Source organism: Chloroflexia bacterium SDU3-3 (genome assembly GCA_009268125.1).
Taxonomy (GTDB): Bacteria; Chloroflexota; Chloroflexia; order Chloroflexales; family Roseiflexaceae; genus SDU3-3.
Window position 1 is genome coordinate 64,827 of record WBOU01000021.1, and the last position, 16,724, is coordinate 81,550.

A 16,724-nucleotide genomic window follows, 5' to 3' on the forward strand; every position below is an offset into this window, starting at 1 on the left:
CCTTATCTACGCGCCGATCAGGCGCGAGAAGATATAGATTGCCAGCCCAGCAAGGCCGCCCACAATCGTGCCATTGATACGAATATACTGCAGATCCTTACCCACCTGCAGCTCCAGCTTCTCCACAGTGGACGCGGTATCCCAGCGACTCACGGTATAGGCCACTAGCTGGGCAAACTGCCCGCGGTACTCGCGGCTGAGGTAGGCAACCAGGTGCTCGACCCAGCCCTGCACCTTCTGGGCAAGTTCGGGGTCGCCCGTCACCGACGCGCCAAACTCGCGCACGCTACGGGCAATCGCGAGCTGCAGGGCCGAATCATCGCGACTGCTCTGCTCTTTCAAAAAGGCCTTGATATCGAGCCAGAGCGAAGCCGAGACATCGCGCACAAATGGGTTGGAGAGCAATTCCTGCTTCAGCGCCTCGCCGCGCGCGATTGTCTCGGGGTCGTGCTGCAGACGCTGGATAAACCGGGCTAGCACTGCCTCGAACCGAGTGTAAAAGGGATGCTCGGCATCGCCATTGATCTCCTGGATCGCCGTATTGATCGCTGCAAAGATCCGCTCGGCGATCGCATGATCAAAGGCTGGCGGCATCCACCACGGCGTCTCACGCTGGATCCGCTCGCGGAGCATATCCTGGTTTTCCTCAAGCAGCTGGGCAGAAAGGTGCATCACCTCGGCCACCAGCTCGTGCAGGCGCTCGCCCTTCAGCACAGCGGCCAGCAGCCTGCCCAAAAATGGCGACGGCTGGACTTTATCGATCTGCGCGGCGACGCTACGCTCGATCAGATCTTGGATCTCGCGATCATTCACCACATCCAGCGCGCCGTTGACCAGCATGGCCACCTGGCGAGCCACCTGGCTGCTCACCGCCTCCCTGCTCAGCAACTGCCCCACACGCTCGACAGCGTGCACGGCGCGGAGCCGCCCCACCAGCACATCCGGGGCCAGAAAATTTTCTTGTACAAACCGGCCCACGCTCTCGCCCAGGCTATCCTTCCGCCGCGCGATGATCGCAGTATGGGGGATAGGCAGGCCCAGCGGGTGGCGGAACAGCGCGGTGACCGCAAACCAGTCGGCCAGCGCGCCCACCATTGCCGCCTCGGCGAAGGCGCGCACAAAGGCCAGCGCGGGGAAACGCGGTTGTAGCCAGAGGCTCACCGCGAATACCGCGGCAACGAGGCCCAGCAGCCCAGTGGCGAGCTGGCGCATACGGCGCAGCTCGCGGCGCTTTTGCTCATCGGCAGAAAGATCCATAGTAAACCTACACCCCATTAAGCGATACGAGGCATAGCCCAACATCACATGGCTATGTCACCAACCTGACAACCTATTGCCGTCATTTCGCAATAGATTAGTTCTACAGAAAGACTATATACCGCTATACTTTTCTCAGCCTTGCTTTGGAGCAGAAAGCCTAACAACTCCCTCACCTCATATACATAGGGGATCGCCACTGGTTATGAATCGTTAACACAAATTGTTTCAAGATTCAGGCCCGCGCCTCTATATTTCCGTCAAAAGTTGTAGTATAATCTAAAACTAGTATCAAGAGGAAATGCGAAAACAGCCTTTTGAAAAAGATGCGGCCCCATCTGCCTCATCTTTCCCACACCCACAGACCGGCTCCTTCCCCGCGTGCAGGTGCCAAATCCCCCAGGATGGACAACCCCACGACATTTCGGGCGAAGTCAATGGCGACTTCAGAAGGAGGATTCGTCAATGATTGACAGTACCATTCAGCGACTGATCGAACGGACGATTGACTCTCCGCTTAAGCTCCAGCTGCTGCTGCTGTTCTGCGAGCACCAGAACTACACCGGCACCCCCTCGCAGATCGGCCAGCGCGCCTACCGCGACATCTGGAGCACCCGCGAGGCTCTGCGCGAGCTAGCCGAAGATGGCGTGCTCATGATCCAGCACAGCAATGCCGGCGAGCCAATCTACTGCTACCACCCCCTGCCAGAGCTAGCCGACAGTATCAACAAGCTCTATGTGCTCTATAACGAGCCAATCGAGCGCGACGATCTGCAGCGGCTCGTGCGTGATGCTGCATCCTACGCACCCTACCGGCGGGCGCGCAGCGGCGGCTTCGAGCAAGAGCGCTACAGCTACGCTTTCTAACCTTCTACTGCCATATAATCCTCTTTCATCACACCGTTATTGGTAATAGCCCATGCCTGCGAGTACAATCTCACTCACAGGCGTGGGTTATTGCTACTATAGCCCTAGCTGTCTGCGTTATAAATGTGCAGACAGCTAGGGCTATAGTAGCGTTACCCTTCGCAGATAGCGATGCAACTGCATCAAACAAAAAGGAGCCTGTGAGATCAGATCTCACAGGCTCCTCGGTTGCAACTCTCGCTAGAGCTTACACACCACCGTACACAAACCCAATATCTGCGTCTCGGTAGTTCTGCCCAGGCTGCAGATCGATCATACCATGCGGGTTCGCATTCGAGGTAAGGTAGATCATGAGCGTTGGGAAGTCAGGATCGTACTGATTCGCCAGCACCCAGTATTTACCTGGAGTTACCCCAGTGAACAGGTAGTGACCGGTGTCGTCATTTGATGTCGTAGTTGTCTGTGACAACGTATCGGTGTCGGCATCAAACACTCCATCGCCGTTATCGCGGTAGAGCCAGACCAGGACGTCATTCGGGCCGGAGGTCTCATCGGAATCCTGGACTGCATCGCCATCCCAGTCAAACCATACCTGGTCACCAATGCTGCCCAGAGGAATTGGCGTCGGCGTTGGCGTATTCGTCGGCGTTGGCGTATTCGTCGGCGTCGGCGTGTTCGTCGGCGTCGGCGTGTTCGTCGGTGTATTCGTCGGGGTCCGGGTCGGCGTGTTCGTCGGCGTGTTCGTCGGCGTCGGCGTGTTCGTCGGCGTGTTCGTCGGGGTCCGGGTCGGCGTGTTCGTCGGCGTGTTCGTCGGCGTCGGCGTGTTCGTCGGCGTGTTCGTCGGCGTCGGCGTGTTCGTCGGCGTCGGCGGCACCGGCGTATTTGTCGGCGTCGGCGTGTTGGTCGGCGTATTCGTCGGGGTCCGGGTCGGCGTGTTCGTCGGCGTGTTGGTCGGCGTCGGCGTGTTCGTCGGTGTGTTCGTCGGCGTCGGCGTGTTCGTCGGCGTCGGCGGCACCGGCGTATTTGTCGGCGTCGGCGTGTTGGTCGGCGTATTCGTCGGGGTCCGGGTCGGCGTATTCGTCGGCGTGTTTGTCGGCGTGTTTGTCGGCGTCGACGTGTTCGTCGGCGTGTTCGTCGGCGTCGGCGTATCCGTCGGCGGCACTGGCGTGTTCGTCGGCGTGTTGGTCGGCGTCGGCGTATTCGTCGGCGGAACCGGCGTGTTCGTCGGCGTCGGCGTGTTCGTCGGCGTGTTCGTCGGGGTCCGGGTCGGCGTGTTCGTCGGCGTCGGCGTATCCGTCGGCGGCACTGGCGTGTTCGTCGGCGTATTCGTCGGCGTCGGCGTGTTCGTCGGGGTCCGGGTCGGCGTGTTGGTCGGCGTCGGCGTATTCGTCGGCGGAACCGGCGTGTTCGTCGGCGTGTTGGTCGGCGTCGGCGTATTCGTCGGCGGCACTGGCGTGTTCGTCGGCGTGTTGGTCGGCGTCGGCGTATCCGTCGGCGGCACTGGCGTGTTCGTCGGCGTGTTCGTCGGCGTCGGCGTATTCGTCGGCGGAACCGGCGTGTTCGTCGGCGTCGGCGTGTTCGTCGGCGTGTTCGTCGGGGTCCGGGTCGGCGTGTTGGTCGGCGTCGGCGTATCCGTCGGCGGCACTGGCGTGTTCGTCGGCGTGTTGGTCGGCGTCGGCGTATTCGTCGGCGGCACCGGCGTGTTCGTCGGCGTGTTCGTCGGCGTCGGCGTATTCGTCGGCGGCACCGGCGTGTTCGTCGGCGTGTTGGTCGGCGTCGGCGTATCCGTCGGCGGCACTGGCGTGTTCGTCGGCGTGTTCGTCGGCGTCGGCGTATTCGTCGGCGGCACTGGCGTGTTCGTCGGCGTGTTGGTCGGCGTCGGCGTATTCGTCGGCGGCACCGGCGTGTTCGTCGGTGTGTTCGTCGGCGTATTCGTCGGCGGCACCGGCGTGTTCGTCGGGGTCAGCGTATTTGTCGGTGTTGGCGTACCATCAACAGGGCACCAGTCAAGACCACCCAGGTGGCGATCAGCGAGCAGGCGTGTGCCATAGCGCTGGCCATCGAGCGACATCAGAACTGGACCAAAGAAGATGTCCACCTGCACCGCACACGGGGGCAGATCAACCTGCAGATACACGCTCTGGCCAGGGCCCACCATTGCGGTATCCCAGTCAAAGATCTTCTGATGGTCGATCACGTTATCAAACTTCTCATACGAAGCCATACCCACTAGATAGGTGCACTCCGTATCAGTGTTTGTAACCTTGCCAAGGCTGTCGGTAATGAAGATACCGCTCAGATCGGCGTTCGGACTCGGCACACACATATCAACCGTCGGGGTCGGGGTCGACGTGTTGGTCGGAGTCTTGGTCGGCGCAACCGTCTTGGTCGCCGTGGCGGTGTTGGTCGCCGTCGCCGTGGCGGTGTTGGTCGCCGTCGCGGTGGCAGTGTTGGTCGCCGTGGCGGTGTTGGTCGCCGTCGCGGTGGCAGTGTTGGTCGCCGTCGCGGTGGCAGTGTTGGTCGCCGTCGCGGTGGCAGTGTTGGTCGCCGTCGCGGTCGGCGTCTTCGTCGCCGTCTTAGTTGCCGTCGGTGTCACGTTAGTGCACCAATTCGGCTCGTTGGGGTGCAGCGCACCAAACAGCCGTGCGCCATAGCGCTGGCCATTCAGAGACATCAGCACTGGTCCGTAGAACAGGTCGATCTGAGCCGCGCAGGCCGGCACGTCCACCTGCAGGTAGACAGTCTGACCAGGCTTGATCGTTGCGCTATCCCAGTCGTAGATTTCCTGGTGATCGATCACATTATCAAACTCGCGGTACGATGCCATACCCACCAGGTACGAACACTTGGCCGAGTTGTTGGTGATCTTACCAATGTTGTTGCCGATGAAGGACCACGAGAAGTAGGTTCGAGGATCGGGGGTCGAGCCTGGAACCGGAACACACGGGTCAACCGTCGGAGTAGCAGTCTTAGTCGGAACCTTGGTCGCCGTCGCGGTGGCGGTCTTGGTCGGAACCTTGGTCGCCGTCGCGGTGGCGGTCTTGGTCGGAACCTTGGTCGCCGTCGCGGTAGCGGTCTTGGTCGCCGTCGGAGGAACCGCCGTCGCCGTAGCGGTCGGAGGAACCGGTGTATTTGTCGGAGCAACCGTCGGCGTGCTTGTCGAGATGCTCGTACCACCGCAAACCACGCCATTCAGCGTGAACTGGGCAGGAATGGTGTTTGTACCGCTGTAGGAAGCCTGGAAGCCGAAGCTTGTGCTACCGCCTGCGGCAATGGTGCCATTGTACGATACATTCTTCGCGCTGACAGTCGCGCCATTCTGCGTCACAGCAGCATTCCAGGCATTCGTGATCTTCTGGTTGCCGCTAAACGTCCAGCCAACAGTCCAGCCATTGATCGGCGTCGAGCCAGTGTTCTTGATGGTCACATCAGCGGTGAAGCCGGTGTTCCACTGGTTGACCGTGTAGGTCACCTGGCACGAGCTGCTACCAGCAGGCGTGGTGGGCGAGGCGGGCACAGGGGTGCTCGTCGCAGGCGTGGTGGGCGAGGCGGGCACCGGCGTGCTAGTGGCGGGCACCGGGGTGCTGGTAGCCACCTTGGTCGGCGGGATCACCGGCGTGCTGGTCGGCACATTGCCGCCGCACGGGTTGTTCAGGCCCGGCTTGTGCAGCTCGCCCGAGGTCGTCAGCGACTTGACAGCTGTCGCACCGTCGATGTTCACCGACGAAGTGACGTTGGCATTCGGAGCCAGCAGCGCGCCCATGAAGTTGCGCTGGATGTTCAGGCTCGTCGCCTCGCTGAAGTTCCAGAGGGTGCGGCCACGGCCATCGAGGCTGGTGAGCCACGAGCCAACCATGTTGCCGCTGGACAGGGTCGCACTCGAGCCGGTCACGTTGATCACGACCAGCTTCGCGCCAACCTGGTTGTTCACCTCGATCTGCTGAACCTTACCGCTGGTAAGATCGGCAGCCGAGATGGTGAAGAAGGCAAAGCCCTTGGTGTCCTGCTGCGTGACATTGAACACCAGCGGCCCCGGCTGCGAGCTGGGGATGGTCGCCGTGTTATTAGCCGCGCGAGCAGCAAGCTCGGAAGAGAGACCGCGGACGCTGGAGCTGATCGAGGCAGCCTTATTCGCCAGGCTATTATCGATCACGGCGGCGGAGCCGCTGTTGCCCTGGTTAATGTTGAACGATCGGCCATTCACCTGGTACTGCACAGCGCCGAGCTTGGCAACAGTATTGTTGCTGCCAACCACCACGCTACCAGCATTGACATTCAGGGTACCACCAGCGTTCACGCTGCCAGCAACCTCCAGGCTCGCCTCAAGCGGGTTGAAGCTGCTCTGGTTCAGGTGGATGCCGAAGTTCGCCGAGCTACCACCGGTCAGGTTACCGCCCACAAATGTCTTGTACTCAACATCGGAACTAGTGCTCAGATCGCCAAGAGTGATGACATTGTACTGCGACATCCAGCCGAACCCGGGCGAAACAGGGCACGAGCCGCTGTCAAGCGTCGGGGTGGTGGTCGGGGGGAGAGCCGTTGCCGTAGCGGTCGGCGGAACAGCCGTAGCGGTTGCCGTCGCGGGCACCGCGGTCGCTGTGGGAAGAGCGGTGTTGGTGGGGGCCGTCGAAGTGCCGCCGCAGACCTGGGTGTTGTAGTCGTGCGGGTTGTGCAGCTCGACCGTCTGACCATTTACCACCACCGAGGCCGACGCGACATCGTAGGGCATCGGGAAGGTCGGGTAGTCGCGGAAGTGCCAGACATTGCCGCTGCGCTTATCGGGCGCAACAGTGGCGGTGTGCTGGACACCCGAGGCATCGGTGTAGCTGTACGTCAGCGAGCCAGGGGTGATACCATTTTCAACCTGCAGAAGCACAAAATGAACCTCTGTCTGATTGTTGGTGCAGACGTGGGAGAGGTTCAACTGATAAGCTGTGCTTTTTGTCGGCACGCTTGTGGCTGTGCTTGCTGCGGTCGCCGTCGCTGGAACCACTGTGGCCGGCACAGGCGTCGCGGTGCTCGCCTCGGTCGGGGCCGCAGGTGGTTGTGTCGGTGGCCCCTGCGTTGGAACCGTCGTCGAGGGGACGTCGGTCGCTGGAGCCTGAGTCGGAACATCAGTCGCCTTCGGGGCCTCAGTGGCGGGTACCTCGGTCGGAGGGATCACTTCCGTCGGCTTAGGAGCCTCGGTCGCGGGGGCCTCGGTCGGGATACTCGTAGCTGTCGTGGCCTCGGTTCGTGCGCGGGCTGCAAGAGCTGCGCTGGGCGAGATGTTTGCCAGACTCAGCGCGATGATGAGAAACCCAAGCATCAGCCGGGTCGCTCGCAACGCTTTGTCCATACGGAAACCTCTCTGCTCAAAAGAAAGTGTCATATGACGCAGACCGCCATACGTAGCTAGGATGCGAACATCGAGGCGCTGTGCGAAACGCACGGCGTTGGGCACTCATTCACATCACATGCATGAGAGACTGTACTATATTATCCTTGCTCTCAGACCTAATACTTTGGTACTGTCTTTTTACTAGGCATATCGCATAGCCTGTATGCTTCGGTAGATTACAAATTGGACATCTTTCATATAATCTACTGGTATTTTCAGATTCTCAGGTGGCTCCTTTCCGCGTTTCCGTTAAGATTAAGTAACCTCTGATTATGTTGACAGTGTCAGCGCTCGCTTTATCCTATGTTATTGTCATTTTCCAGCGGTTTTTATATGACACATTTGTCATATATGTACCCTATATTAGCGCTAGTCTTTACTTTATTTGCTATGATTCACCTCAGAAGAGCCGTTGGTAACGATATCAGAAAGAACAATTATGTCTAGCTCAACAACACGCTTCGGTCGTCTGCCGTGGATCGGAAAAGTAGCTATCGGCATTGTGGCATTGTTGATTGTAAGCGCGATCGCATGGGTTTTGCTGCCTCGCCAGGCCCAGAACACAACCCAGGGGCCGCCCCCCGATCCGGCGCTCACTGCGGCGCATCAAAAGATCATTGATTCGATCGTAATCCCTATCGAGCGGACAACACAAACCACGCCAGTACCACCCAAAGTACGTACTATCAACTCCAATAATACGATTACGACCTTCCTATCAGTGCCGCTTGTACGCAGCGCAAACACTAGCTCAGCACAATTTATCGAAGAGGCAAAACAGCAACTCGCAACCGTGATCAATACAATGTTTGCCGCTGATTCAAACATTCAGATCCTGGTACTCACTGGAACATACCCCGTATCGGATGGGCGTGAGGCGGTAGTTGTTTCCGTCTTTATGGAAAAAAGCGCCTGGCAGGAGCAAGGAAAAATCACCAGCACTAATATCGAAAAGGTCGCCCAATCATTTCAGATAAGCAATGCTTTTAAGCCTTAAAACCCCATCAAACGTATATATTCAAGAATCAAGAGCTTGAACGCTATCTCTTCTTCATATGATCGGCTAACGGCCCAATATGCTCTCAAAAAGCACATTGGACCTCTTTATATTATGACATTTTTGTCATGCTATCTCTTCATGGCACACCAAAAGGATGCCTACTTTGCGCAGCTAGGAAACCTGAAAAAAGTGGTGTAGCGCATCACGCAGTGGCAACGCTTCGTTCTGGCATCGCTGATAGGCGCGCAGGAACGGAATAATATGGCCGCTGGCGGTGGCGACCTCGCGCATATAGAGATAGGCCATTGGTCCGCACTGATCTAGGTATCCGCTTTCATGAAAGCGCCGAATCGCAAGATCAAGATCATAGGGCGTAGACTGATGGGCTATATGCCAGCCTGCGGATCTACGTTCGAGCAGCAGATACTGGGCCTCTGTCGCTAGTCCCAACGGCAGACCTACCGAGCCCGTGGTGACAAAGGTATGGCGGCCCCAGATTCGCATTGTCGGCATGTGGTTGTGAGCACGCACCACCAGCTGCTCGGTCAGGCCAGGATACATGGCTGGGATCTCGGCCTCGGGCGTGCAGGCGTCGAAGTTGTCGCGATCGCTACGCAGCGAGGCGTGCACAAACAGCAGATCGGGAAGTTCTGGCAGGCGGAGCTCCAGCGGTAGCTGGCCCAACTCCTCGATCTCGGCAGCGGGAAACTGCTGATAGGCCCAGCGCACCGGGTAGAACTGCTCGGTATGCCAGATCGGCGGGGCATCGGGGGCGTGGAAGTGGGCCAGATAGCGCTCGTGGTTGCCGCGCAGAATCGGGAAGCCCAGCCGCCTGGCCAGCTGCCAGCACGCGTACGAGTCTGGCGAGCCATTGACGATATCGCCCACGATGACGATCAGGTCGGGGTGCTGCCGCTGGGCATGTGTAATAGCCGCCTCGAACGCCGGAAGGTTGCCATGGATATCGGCCAAGCATGCGATGCGCATTGTGCTCCGCTTTCTATTACAATTAGATGGCTTGCATAGGATCCCTAGATGAGTTTATACTCATACTACTGCTTTCCAGCCACTCAATCAGGCCAGCTTGAGTGCAACCTATGACGTGGGTGGAACGTGTCATGATTGTAGCAACATGTGATCTTGGGGCGAATGATGCGCGGCTGATCGGCCTGTGAGTCTTCGCTTGTACCACTGATATGACCAAGGAGGATGTATGAGTTTCTCGTACGCACCAGCGGCCACCCGTTCCGAGTCGCAGATTCGCGAGATGTTTGTGCAGATCTACGCCTGGATGACGGCAGGCCTGCTCACCACTGGGGCAGTGGCCTCATTCACCGCCGGATCGCCTGGCATGCTGGCGCTGATCTTCGGCAACCCATTTATGATCTGGGTGCTGTTCATCATCGAGATCGCGATGGTGCTGAGCATCGGCGCGATCACCGCCCGCGTCTCGGCGGCGGCAGGCATGGCGATGTTCCTGGCCTACGCCGCCGTCAACGGGCTGACGCTCTCCAGCATCTTCCTGATCTACACGCAGGATTCGGTGGCCCAGGCGTTCTTTGTCACCGCCGGAACCTTCGCCGTGATGAGCGCGCTGGGGCTGGTGATCAAGCTCGACCTCTCACGGGTGCGCAATGTGCTGTATATGGCCCTGGTGGGGCTGCTGCTGGCCACAGTGGTGAATATGCTGTGGGCCAACAGCACGCTGTACTGGATCATCACCTACGCAGGCGTGGCGATCTTTGTGGGGCTGACGGTGGTGGACACGCAGAAGATCAAGGAGATGGCCCTGGAAGATCGCAGCGAGGGCCTGGGGCGTGTGGCGGTGATCGGGGCGCTCACGCTCTACCTCGATTTTGTCAACCTGTTCCTGTACCTGCTGCGCATCCTTGGCTCGCGCAAGTAGCTTTTCCATACCAGCAGGCGTAGATCGCTAGCAGGTCTAGGGCATCACAACGTCAAAAAAGCGCGCACTCGAGTGCGCGCTTTTTTCTTGCCGCCCAGTTCATGGCAGCAGCAGGTGCAGATCGCCAAACTCATGCCACAGGTAGCGCTCGGCAAGCGCCTCGGCGTAGGTCTGGGCAAGATGGCCTCTTCCGGCCAGGGCCTCAAGCATGGCCAGGTGGGTGGCGCGCGGCTCGTGAAAGCCGGTGAGCAAGCCATCAACCACCCGCAACCCGCGCTCGGGCGTGATCACCAGATCGGTCCAGCCCCGGCCTGGGTGGGCCACGCCGTGCTGGTCGGCCACGCTCTCGATAGCGCGGGCAGCGGTGGTGCCGACTGCCACCACCCGCCCACCACTGGCCCGGGTCTCGTTCACCGCGCGGGCACTGGCCGCCGACACGCGGTAGAGCTCCTCGTAGGGCGGCTCGCCCTGCTCCTGGCTGGCCACGCCGGTGTGCAGCACCAGCGGGGCGATGCGCACCCCGCCTGCGGCCAGCGCCGTCACCAGGGCGGGGGTGAAGGCGCGGCCCGCCGAGGGCATCTCGGCGCTGCCCGGCTCGGTGGCGAAGATCGTCTGGTAGGCCTCGATCGGCCAGGGCTGCGCGGCGTAGCTGTAGCGAATGGGGCCACCATAGCGCGCGAGGTAGGCCAGCAGCGGCTGCGGCAGATCGAGCGCGGCCACCCACAGGCGGGGAGGACTATTGTTCTTGTAGGGAGCCAGCAGGTGGGCAGAGCCGCCACCCGGCAGCGCGACACGCTCGCCCGTCTGCATAGTGAACAGCGGCTGCGTGCCCGACTGCGCGGGCTGGCGACACTCGACCACCCACAGGCCGCCTAGCAGCCCGGTGGAGAGATGCAGCACGATCTGGTCGCCGCCAGCGCGCACGGCGGGCAGCGCGGCGGGCAGGGTCGCGCTAGTGTTTACCAGCAGCAGGTCGCCCTCGCCCAGCTGGCTGGGCAGATCGCCAAAGCCCATGTGCGCTACCTGATCGCTCCGGTAGTGCGAGACCATCAGGCGCACCGCATCGCGCCCTGGGCCACGCTGCTCGGCGGGGGCAGTGGCAACCAGCTCGGGCGGCAGCGCGAAATCGAGCATGCCCGAAAGTGGGGCGATGGGGTCGGTGGCGAAGCTGGTCATCGGCTGGCCTCCACCGGCAGCGAGCGGGCCTGGTAGCGACCGCTCGGCAGGCCGCCACCCAGCAGCGCCAGCAGGCCCGGCACGCTGGCCTCGGGCGGCGGGCGGTCGCCGATATCCTCGCCGGGGAAGGCATCCTGATGCATCTGGGTGCGCATATCGCCGGGGTCGACCACGTAGATACGTCGCTCGGGGCGCTCGGCAGCCAGCACCGCAAACAGCTGCTCAAGCGCGGCCTTGCTTGCGCCGTAGCCGCCCCAGCCCGCGTATGGCTCGACAGCGGCATCGCTTGAGATCGCGAAGATCGGCGCGGCAGGGGCAAGCTGCGGCCAGAGCGCCTGGAGCACGGCGAGCTGGGCGCACACATTGGTCTGCAGCAGTGCGGCCAATGCGTCAGGGCTGAGGTCCAGCGCCGCAGGCATGGGGCTAGGCCCGAGCGTGCTCGCGCTGAGGAACAGGGCATCGATCCCGCCAAACAACTGCGCGGCCTGGGCCAGAGCCGACTGATGCGCGGGGTCAGCGATATCGCCAGCGATCGCGCGCACCTGGGTGTGCGCCGCCAGCGCGGCGCTGGCCTGGGAGAGCGCATCGGCACCACGCGCGTCGATAACCAGCTGCCAGCCCTGCTGGGCAAGCTCGCTAGCAAGCGCCAGCCCAAGGCCGCGTGACGCGCCGGTGATAACAGCAACTGGTGGCATTGTTTCTCTCCTTTATGATCAGGTAGAACAACGCCATGGTAGCCCAAGGGCGGCGGCGGATCGCCCGCCGCACGGCGGGAGCGCGGCCTGTACCTTGGTACAGCGCTAGATCAGGCCGCGCTGACGCGCAAAGGCCACCGCCTCGGTGCGGTTGGTCGCGCCCAATTTGGCAAACAGCGAGCTGACGTGGAACTTGACGGTGCGCTCGGTGATGCCAAGGGCGGCGGCTATCTCCTTGTTGGGGTGGCCTAGGCCAATGCGGCACAGCACCTCGCGCTCGCGCTCGGTGAGGGCGGCGGGCGGCTCGCCCTGCTGCTCGATCTGGCGCAGCAGCCGCGTGGCCACCACCGGCTGCAGCAGCGCCCCGCCAGCGGCAACCACACGGATAGCGTGGAAGATCTCGGCCCTGGGCACACCTTTCAGCAGATAGCCGCTGGCACCGGCGGCGATGGCGCTAAAAATACGCTCGTCGCTGTCGAACGCGGTCAGCACAATGATCGCAGCAGGTATTTGCTCGGCGCGAATACGCCGGATGGCCTCCGCCCCATCGATCTGCGGCATCGACAGATCGGCTAGCACCACATCGGGCCGCAGCTGCCGCACCATGTCCACCATCGCCACACCATCGGCGGCCTCGCCCACCACCACAAAATCGGGCTGAGTGCCAAGCACCGCCACCAGCCCATCGCGCACGATCGGGTGATCATCGGCCAGCAAGATGCGGATGGGGGGCGCAGGATCTAGGCTGTCCGTCATGCTCGGTTTGGTAGTATGCATTCGATACGCGTTCCTAGGCCCGGCGCACTGGCGATCTGCATGCTGCCGCCCAGCAGCTGGCAGCGCTCGCGCATGCCGATCAGGCCAAAATGCCCTGGGTATATGCGATCTGGGTCGAAGCCCTGGCCATTATCCTCCACCGCCAGCTGGACATGGGACAAGCTCGCTGCCAGGGCAATGCCGATTTCGCTCGCCCCCGCGTGCCGCAGCGCGTTGGAGAGCGACTCCTGGGCGATGCGGTAGATCGCCATGGCCACGCGGCCATCCACCGGCACCTCGGCCCCGCGCGCCGAGAAGCGCACCAGCGCCCCATGGGGTGCGGCCAGCTGCGCCAGGGCCTCGGCCAGCGGCAGGCCATCCAGCGGCGCGGCGCGCAGATCCAGCACGCTGCGCCGCGCCTGGTCGAGGCTGGCCTGGGTCAGCGCGATGGCGCGCTGCAGCGCCGCCCGCGCCTGCGGGGCCGCGCCGCCCTCCAGCTGGGCATCGGCGGCATCGAGCTGCAGCGCCGTGGCCGCTAGGCTCTGGGCCAGCGAGTCGTGGATCTCGCGCGCCAGTCGGTTGCGCTCCTCCAGCGCGCCCAACTGCACGCTGCGCTTGAAAAGCTGGGCGCGCTCAACCGCCATGCCCACCAGGTCGCCCACGGCATACAGCAGGCGCAGATCATCGGCGGAGAGCGCGCGCCAGTCGGCGCTGGCCACATTCATCACGCCCATGGGGCGCTGGTGGGCATACAGCGGCACGCTGGCATGGTAGCGCAGGCCATTGGTGCCGCGCGCCAGACCCTTGAGCCGCGTGCACGTAATCATACTGATATTGTCGGCCCCGCCCATGTGCCCATCGCAAAAGCGGTCGAGGCAGTAGCACGTGCCCTCCATCAGCTCGGGCACCGCGCCCAGCGCCGGCGGCAGGTCTTTCGACGCCGCGAGATAGGGCTGGCCGCTCGCCTCATTCAGCAGCCAAACCCAAGCGCTGTGCAGCCCAAACAGCGCGGACACGTGGTCGAGCGCCACGCCCAGCGCGGTGGCCAGATCGGACTCGCCATTCAGGGCGGCGGCCACCGTGGTGAGAATGGCAAGCTCGCGGTTGCGCTGCGCCAGCTGTTCTGAGTCGGTCATAGTTTTTATTCCAAATGAAAAGCCAGGGGCGATCCCCTGGCCATCCAGCGCTGCCCGGCGGGCCAGCCTACAGCTGCGGGTAGCCATCGATCAGCGGCTGTACCAGCTCGATATCATTACCATCGGGATCTTTGAAGAAGGCCATCTTGAACACCGGGCTGTCCTCGGGGAATCCCTGCGGCAAAATATGAAACGGAACCCCCTTCGCCGATAGAGTCTCGTACGATTTCTGGACATCCTCAACCTCAAAGGCGAGGTGTACCCAGCCCTGGCGCGACACGTTCGGCGGCTCCAGCCGCTCCACCAGCTCGATGGTGATATCGCCAGCGGCGAGATAGACGATATTGCGAAATGAGAAGCTGCCGATCGGAACCATTCCGAGCGTCTTCGTGTAGAAATCACGGAGTGCCTCAAAGTTGGGGGTACAAAGCGCCACGTGGTGCGTGCCCAAAACCTGCATAGCGTTCGTCTCCATGAACAAGGGCGAGTAGGAGCCAAGACACAAACTGCCCGCAGAGGCAGAAGAGCACCGGAGCGGATACCTTGCGAGAGAAATTTGCGGCTAGGCGAAAATAGTATACCATGGGCAATCACCAGATGCACCGTTGGGATTAGGCAATCCAGGGTCTATGCGTTCTGTCTGATGACGCTGCGCATGCTGTGGTGAATCGGTTTTTCCCTTCGTGTCTTTGCGCCTTCGTGGTAAAAACGTTCTGCCAAGGGAGAACGCATAGACCCTGTAGGCAATCGCCTGAGCGCGCATAGTTGTCTGGAAAGATCGCTACGTCGCGATCTGATTACCGATACGCCCCAACAACATCGCTAAGAAAACCGCGATGGCGCGTATAATGGTCGCAAGGTAACGTGAGGATAAGCGTGCAGGAGAGCCGATCTCCCGCGCTGATGAGGATTTCTATGTCGAACAACCTATCGCTGACCCAGCGCCCAGCATACCAGGCGCTGTCCGCACACGCCGCCGAGATCCGCGATCTGCATCTGCGCCAGCTGTTTGCCGAGGATCCGGCGCGCGGCCAGGATCTGGTGATCGAGGCCGCCGGGCTCTACTTCGACTACTCCAAGCACCGCATCACCCGCGAGACCATCGCGCTGCTGATCGCCCTGGCCGAGGAGGCTGGTCTGGCCGAGCGCATCGAGGCGATGTACTCGGGCGAGAAGATCAACGCCACCGAGCAGCGCGCCGTGCTGCACACCGCGCTGCGCGCCCCGCGCGACGCCAGCATCATCGTCGATGGCGAGAATGTGGTCCCCGAGGTGCACGCCGTGCTCGACCGCATGGCGGCCTTCGCCGACCAGATCCGCAACGGCGTGTGGCTGGGCCACACCGGCAAGCCCATCCGCAACATCGTCAACATCGGCATCGGCGGGTCGGACCTTGGCCCGGTGATGGCCTACGAGGCCCTGCGCCACTACACCCGCCGCGACATGGTGTTCCGCTTTGTGTCGAATGTGGACGGCACCGACTTCGCCGAGGCCACCCACGACCTCGACCCCGCCGAGACGCTGTTCATTGTGGCCTCTAAGACCTTCACCACCCAGGAGACGATGACCAACGCCCACACCGCACGCACCTGGCTGCTGGGCGCGCTGGCCGACGATGCGGCGGTGGCCCGGCACTTCGTGGCCGTCTCCACCAACGCCGCCGAGGTAAGCACGTTCGGCATCGACACCGCCAACATGTTTGGCTTCTGGGATTGGGTCGGCGGACGCTACTCGATGGACAGCGCCATCGGCCTCTCGACCATGATCGCGATCGGCCCCGATGGCTTCCGCGAGCTGCTGGCCGGATTCCACGAGATGGACGAGCACTTCCGCAGCGCCCCGCTGGCACAGAACATCCCGGCGATCATGGGCCTGCTGGGCCTGTGGTACACCAACTTCTTTGGGGCCGAGACCACCGCCGTGCTGCCCTACGACCAGTACCTCAAGCGCTTCCCCGCCTACCTCCAGCAGCTCACCATGGAGAGCAACGGCAAATCGACCACGCTGGACGGCGCGCGGGTGGACTACCAGACCGGCGCGATCTACTGGGGCGAGCCGGGCACCAACGGCCAGCACTCGTTCTACCAACTGATCCACCAGGGCACCAAGCTTATCCCGTGCGACTTCATCGGCTTCAGCAAGACCCTCAACCCGCTGGGCCGCCACCACAACCTGCTGATGGCCAACATGTTCGCCCAGGCCGAGGCGCTGGCCTTCGGCAAGACGCCCGAGCAGGTGCGCGCCGACGGCGTGGCCGAGTGGCTCATCCCCCACCGCACCTTCGAGGGCAACCGCCCCTCTTCTACCCTGCTCATCGAGCAGCTGACCCCGGCGGTGCTGGGCAAGCTGGTGGCCCTCTACGAGCACGCCGTCTTCACCCAGGGCGTGATCTGGAACATCAACTCGTTCGACCAGTGGGGCGTCGAGCTAGGCAAGGCCCTGGCCAGCCGGATCATCCCCGAGCTTGAGTCGCAGGCCGCGCCCGCGCTGGGCCACGACAGCTCGACCAATACGCTGATCAGCCGCTTCCGCGCCCAGCGCGACGCCTAGC

At 62.0% G+C, this 16,724-nt stretch carries 15 protein-coding genes and 2 pseudogenes; 7 read left to right on the forward strand and 10 right to left on the reverse strand.

Translation table 11 applies throughout. The features are described 5' to 3' along the window. Window positions 1–6: 6 nt before the first annotated feature. Window positions 7–1,305 carry a DUF445 domain-containing protein gene (locus tag F8S13_24775; GenBank protein KAB8140238.1) on the reverse strand — a complete coding sequence of 433 codons (1,299 nt, stop codon included), beginning with the start codon at window positions 1,303–1,305 and terminating at the stop codon, window positions 7–9. Window positions 1,306–1,722: 417 nt separating this feature from the next. On the opposite strand from F8S13_24775, the gene F8S13_24780 reads away from it, so the two are divergent. Continuing rightward, window positions 1,723–2,124 carry a hypothetical protein gene (locus F8S13_24780; GenBank protein ID KAB8140239.1) on the forward strand — a complete coding sequence of 134 codons (402 nt, stop codon included), beginning with the start codon at window positions 1,723–1,725 and terminating at the stop codon, window positions 2,122–2,124. Window positions 2,125–2,371: 247 nt separating this feature from the next. Here F8S13_24780 and F8S13_24785 read toward each other — a convergent pair whose 3' ends face one another. Then, complete coding sequence (locus F8S13_24785) at window positions 2,372–2,743, reverse strand: hypothetical protein (GenBank protein ID KAB8140266.1); 372 nt, start codon at window positions 2,741–2,743, stop codon at window positions 2,372–2,374. Further along, a pseudogene (locus tag F8S13_24790) lies at window positions 2,744–4,027 on the reverse strand (hypothetical protein). A 379-nt stretch (window positions 4,028–4,406) separates the two neighbouring features. On the opposite strand from F8S13_24790, the gene F8S13_24795 reads away from it, so the two are divergent. Both F8S13_24795 and F8S13_24800 read left to right on the forward strand, forming a co-directional pair. Continuing rightward, on the forward strand, window positions 4,407–4,778 hold the full coding sequence (locus F8S13_24795) for a hypothetical protein (protein ID KAB8140240.1): 372 nt from the start codon (window positions 4,407–4,409) through the stop codon (window positions 4,776–4,778). Between the two features lie 351 nt (window positions 4,779–5,129). Then, window positions 5,130–5,357: a hypothetical protein gene (locus tag F8S13_24800; protein KAB8140241.1), complete on the forward strand. Its 228-nt coding sequence runs from the start codon at window positions 5,130–5,132 to the stop codon at window positions 5,355–5,357. Here the strand turns inward: F8S13_24800 and F8S13_24805 are convergent. Further along, window positions 5,303–5,887: pseudogene (locus tag F8S13_24805) on the reverse strand (esterase). The gene F8S13_24800 and the pseudogene F8S13_24805 overlap by 55 nt on opposite strands. A gap of 211 nt (window positions 5,888–6,098) precedes the next feature. On the opposite strand from F8S13_24805, the gene F8S13_24810 reads away from it, so the two are divergent. Together F8S13_24810 and F8S13_24815 are read left to right on the forward strand one after the other, a co-directional pair. Beyond that, window positions 6,099–6,782, forward strand: a complete 684-nt coding sequence (locus F8S13_24810) for a hypothetical protein (GenBank protein KAB8140242.1) — start codon at window positions 6,099–6,101, stop codon at window positions 6,780–6,782. Window positions 6,783–7,943: 1,161 nt separating this feature from the next. After that, window positions 7,944–8,501 carry a hypothetical protein gene (locus F8S13_24815; protein KAB8140243.1) on the forward strand — a complete coding sequence of 186 codons (558 nt, stop codon included), beginning with the start codon at window positions 7,944–7,946 and terminating at the stop codon, window positions 8,499–8,501. A gap of 174 nt (window positions 8,502–8,675) precedes the next feature. On the opposite strand, the gene F8S13_24820 is transcribed toward F8S13_24815, so the two are convergent. Further along, complete coding sequence (locus F8S13_24820) at window positions 8,676–9,491, reverse strand: metallophosphoesterase family protein (protein ID KAB8140244.1); 816 nt, start codon at window positions 9,489–9,491, stop codon at window positions 8,676–8,678. Window positions 9,492–9,717: 226 nt separating this feature from the next. On the opposite strand from F8S13_24820, the gene F8S13_24825 reads away from it, so the two are divergent. Then, complete coding sequence (locus F8S13_24825) at window positions 9,718–10,410, forward strand: Bax inhibitor-1/YccA family protein (GenBank protein KAB8140245.1); 693 nt, start codon at window positions 9,718–9,720, stop codon at window positions 10,408–10,410. 99 nt (window positions 10,411–10,509) lie between these two features. Here the strand turns inward: F8S13_24825 and F8S13_24830 are convergent, their stop codons facing one another. From F8S13_24830 to F8S13_24850, 5 genes are all read right to left on the reverse strand, one after another. Then, window positions 10,510–11,586 (reverse strand): S-adenosylmethionine:tRNA ribosyltransferase-isomerase, encoded by a 1,077-nt coding sequence (locus F8S13_24830; protein KAB8140246.1) that lies wholly within the window; start codon window positions 11,584–11,586, stop codon window positions 10,510–10,512. Further along, window positions 11,583–12,281: an SDR family oxidoreductase gene (locus tag F8S13_24835; protein KAB8140247.1), complete on the reverse strand. Its 699-nt coding sequence runs from the start codon at window positions 12,279–12,281 to the stop codon at window positions 11,583–11,585. Before F8S13_24835 ends, F8S13_24830 begins: the two co-directional genes overlap by 4 nt. A gap of 105 nt (window positions 12,282–12,386) precedes the next feature. Further along, complete coding sequence (locus F8S13_24840; GenBank protein ID KAB8140267.1) at window positions 12,387–13,037, reverse strand: response regulator transcription factor; 651 nt, start codon at window positions 13,035–13,037, stop codon at window positions 12,387–12,389. Beyond that, window positions 13,034–14,260, reverse strand: coding sequence for a GAF domain-containing sensor histidine kinase (locus F8S13_24845; protein KAB8140248.1), 1,227 nt, complete (start codon window positions 14,258–14,260; stop codon window positions 13,034–13,036). Before F8S13_24845 ends, F8S13_24840 begins: the two co-directional genes overlap by 4 nt. Next, complete coding sequence (locus F8S13_24850) at window positions 14,241–14,648, reverse strand: VOC family protein (GenBank protein ID KAB8140249.1); 408 nt, start codon at window positions 14,646–14,648, stop codon at window positions 14,241–14,243. The genes F8S13_24845 and F8S13_24850 overlap by 20 nt, the downstream gene beginning before the upstream one ends. Before the next feature lie 440 nt (window positions 14,649–15,088). Here F8S13_24850 and F8S13_24855 point away from each other — a divergent pair, with 440 nt between their 5' ends. Beyond that, window positions 15,089–16,723: a glucose-6-phosphate isomerase gene (locus F8S13_24855; protein KAB8140250.1), complete on the forward strand. Its 1,635-nt coding sequence runs from the start codon at window positions 15,089–15,091 to the stop codon at window positions 16,721–16,723. The last annotated feature ends 1 nt before the right edge of the window (window position 16,724 follow it).

Coding starts and splice junctions, on each gene's coding strand:
- F8S13_24780 (KAB8140239.1), top strand. CDS start 1,723: ATGATTGACAGTACCATTCAGCGACTGATCGAACGGACGATTGACTCT.
- F8S13_24795 (KAB8140240.1), top strand. CDS start 4,407: ATGAAGATACCGCTCAGATCGGCGTTCGGACTCGGCACACACATATCA.
- F8S13_24810 (KAB8140242.1), top strand. CDS start 6,099: ATGGTGAAGAAGGCAAAGCCCTTGGTGTCCTGCTGCGTGACATTGAAC.
- F8S13_24815 (KAB8140243.1), top strand. CDS start 7,944: ATGTCTAGCTCAACAACACGCTTCGGTCGTCTGCCGTGGATCGGAAAA.
- F8S13_24820 (KAB8140244.1), bottom strand. CDS start 9,491: ATGCGCATCGCATGCTTGGCCGATATCCATGGCAACCTTCCGGCGTTC.
- F8S13_24825 (KAB8140245.1), top strand. CDS start 9,718: ATGAGTTTCTCGTACGCACCAGCGGCCACCCGTTCCGAGTCGCAGATT.
- F8S13_24830 (KAB8140246.1), bottom strand. CDS start 11,586: ATGACCAGCTTCGCCACCGACCCCATCGCCCCACTTTCGGGCATGCTC.
- F8S13_24835 (KAB8140247.1), bottom strand. CDS start 12,281: ATGCCACCAGTTGCTGTTATCACCGGCGCGTCACGCGGCCTTGGGCTG.
- F8S13_24840 (KAB8140267.1), bottom strand. CDS start 13,037: ATGACGGACAGCCTAGATCCTGCGCCCCCCATCCGCATCTTGCTGGCC.
- F8S13_24845 (KAB8140248.1), bottom strand. CDS start 14,260: ATGGCTACCCGCAGCTGTAGGCTGGCCCGCCGGGCAGCGCTGGATGGC.
- F8S13_24850 (KAB8140249.1), bottom strand. CDS start 14,648: ATGGAGACGAACGCTATGCAGGTTTTGGGCACGCACCACGTGGCGCTT.
- F8S13_24855 (KAB8140250.1), top strand. CDS start 15,089: ATGTCGAACAACCTATCGCTGACCCAGCGCCCAGCATACCAGGCGCTG.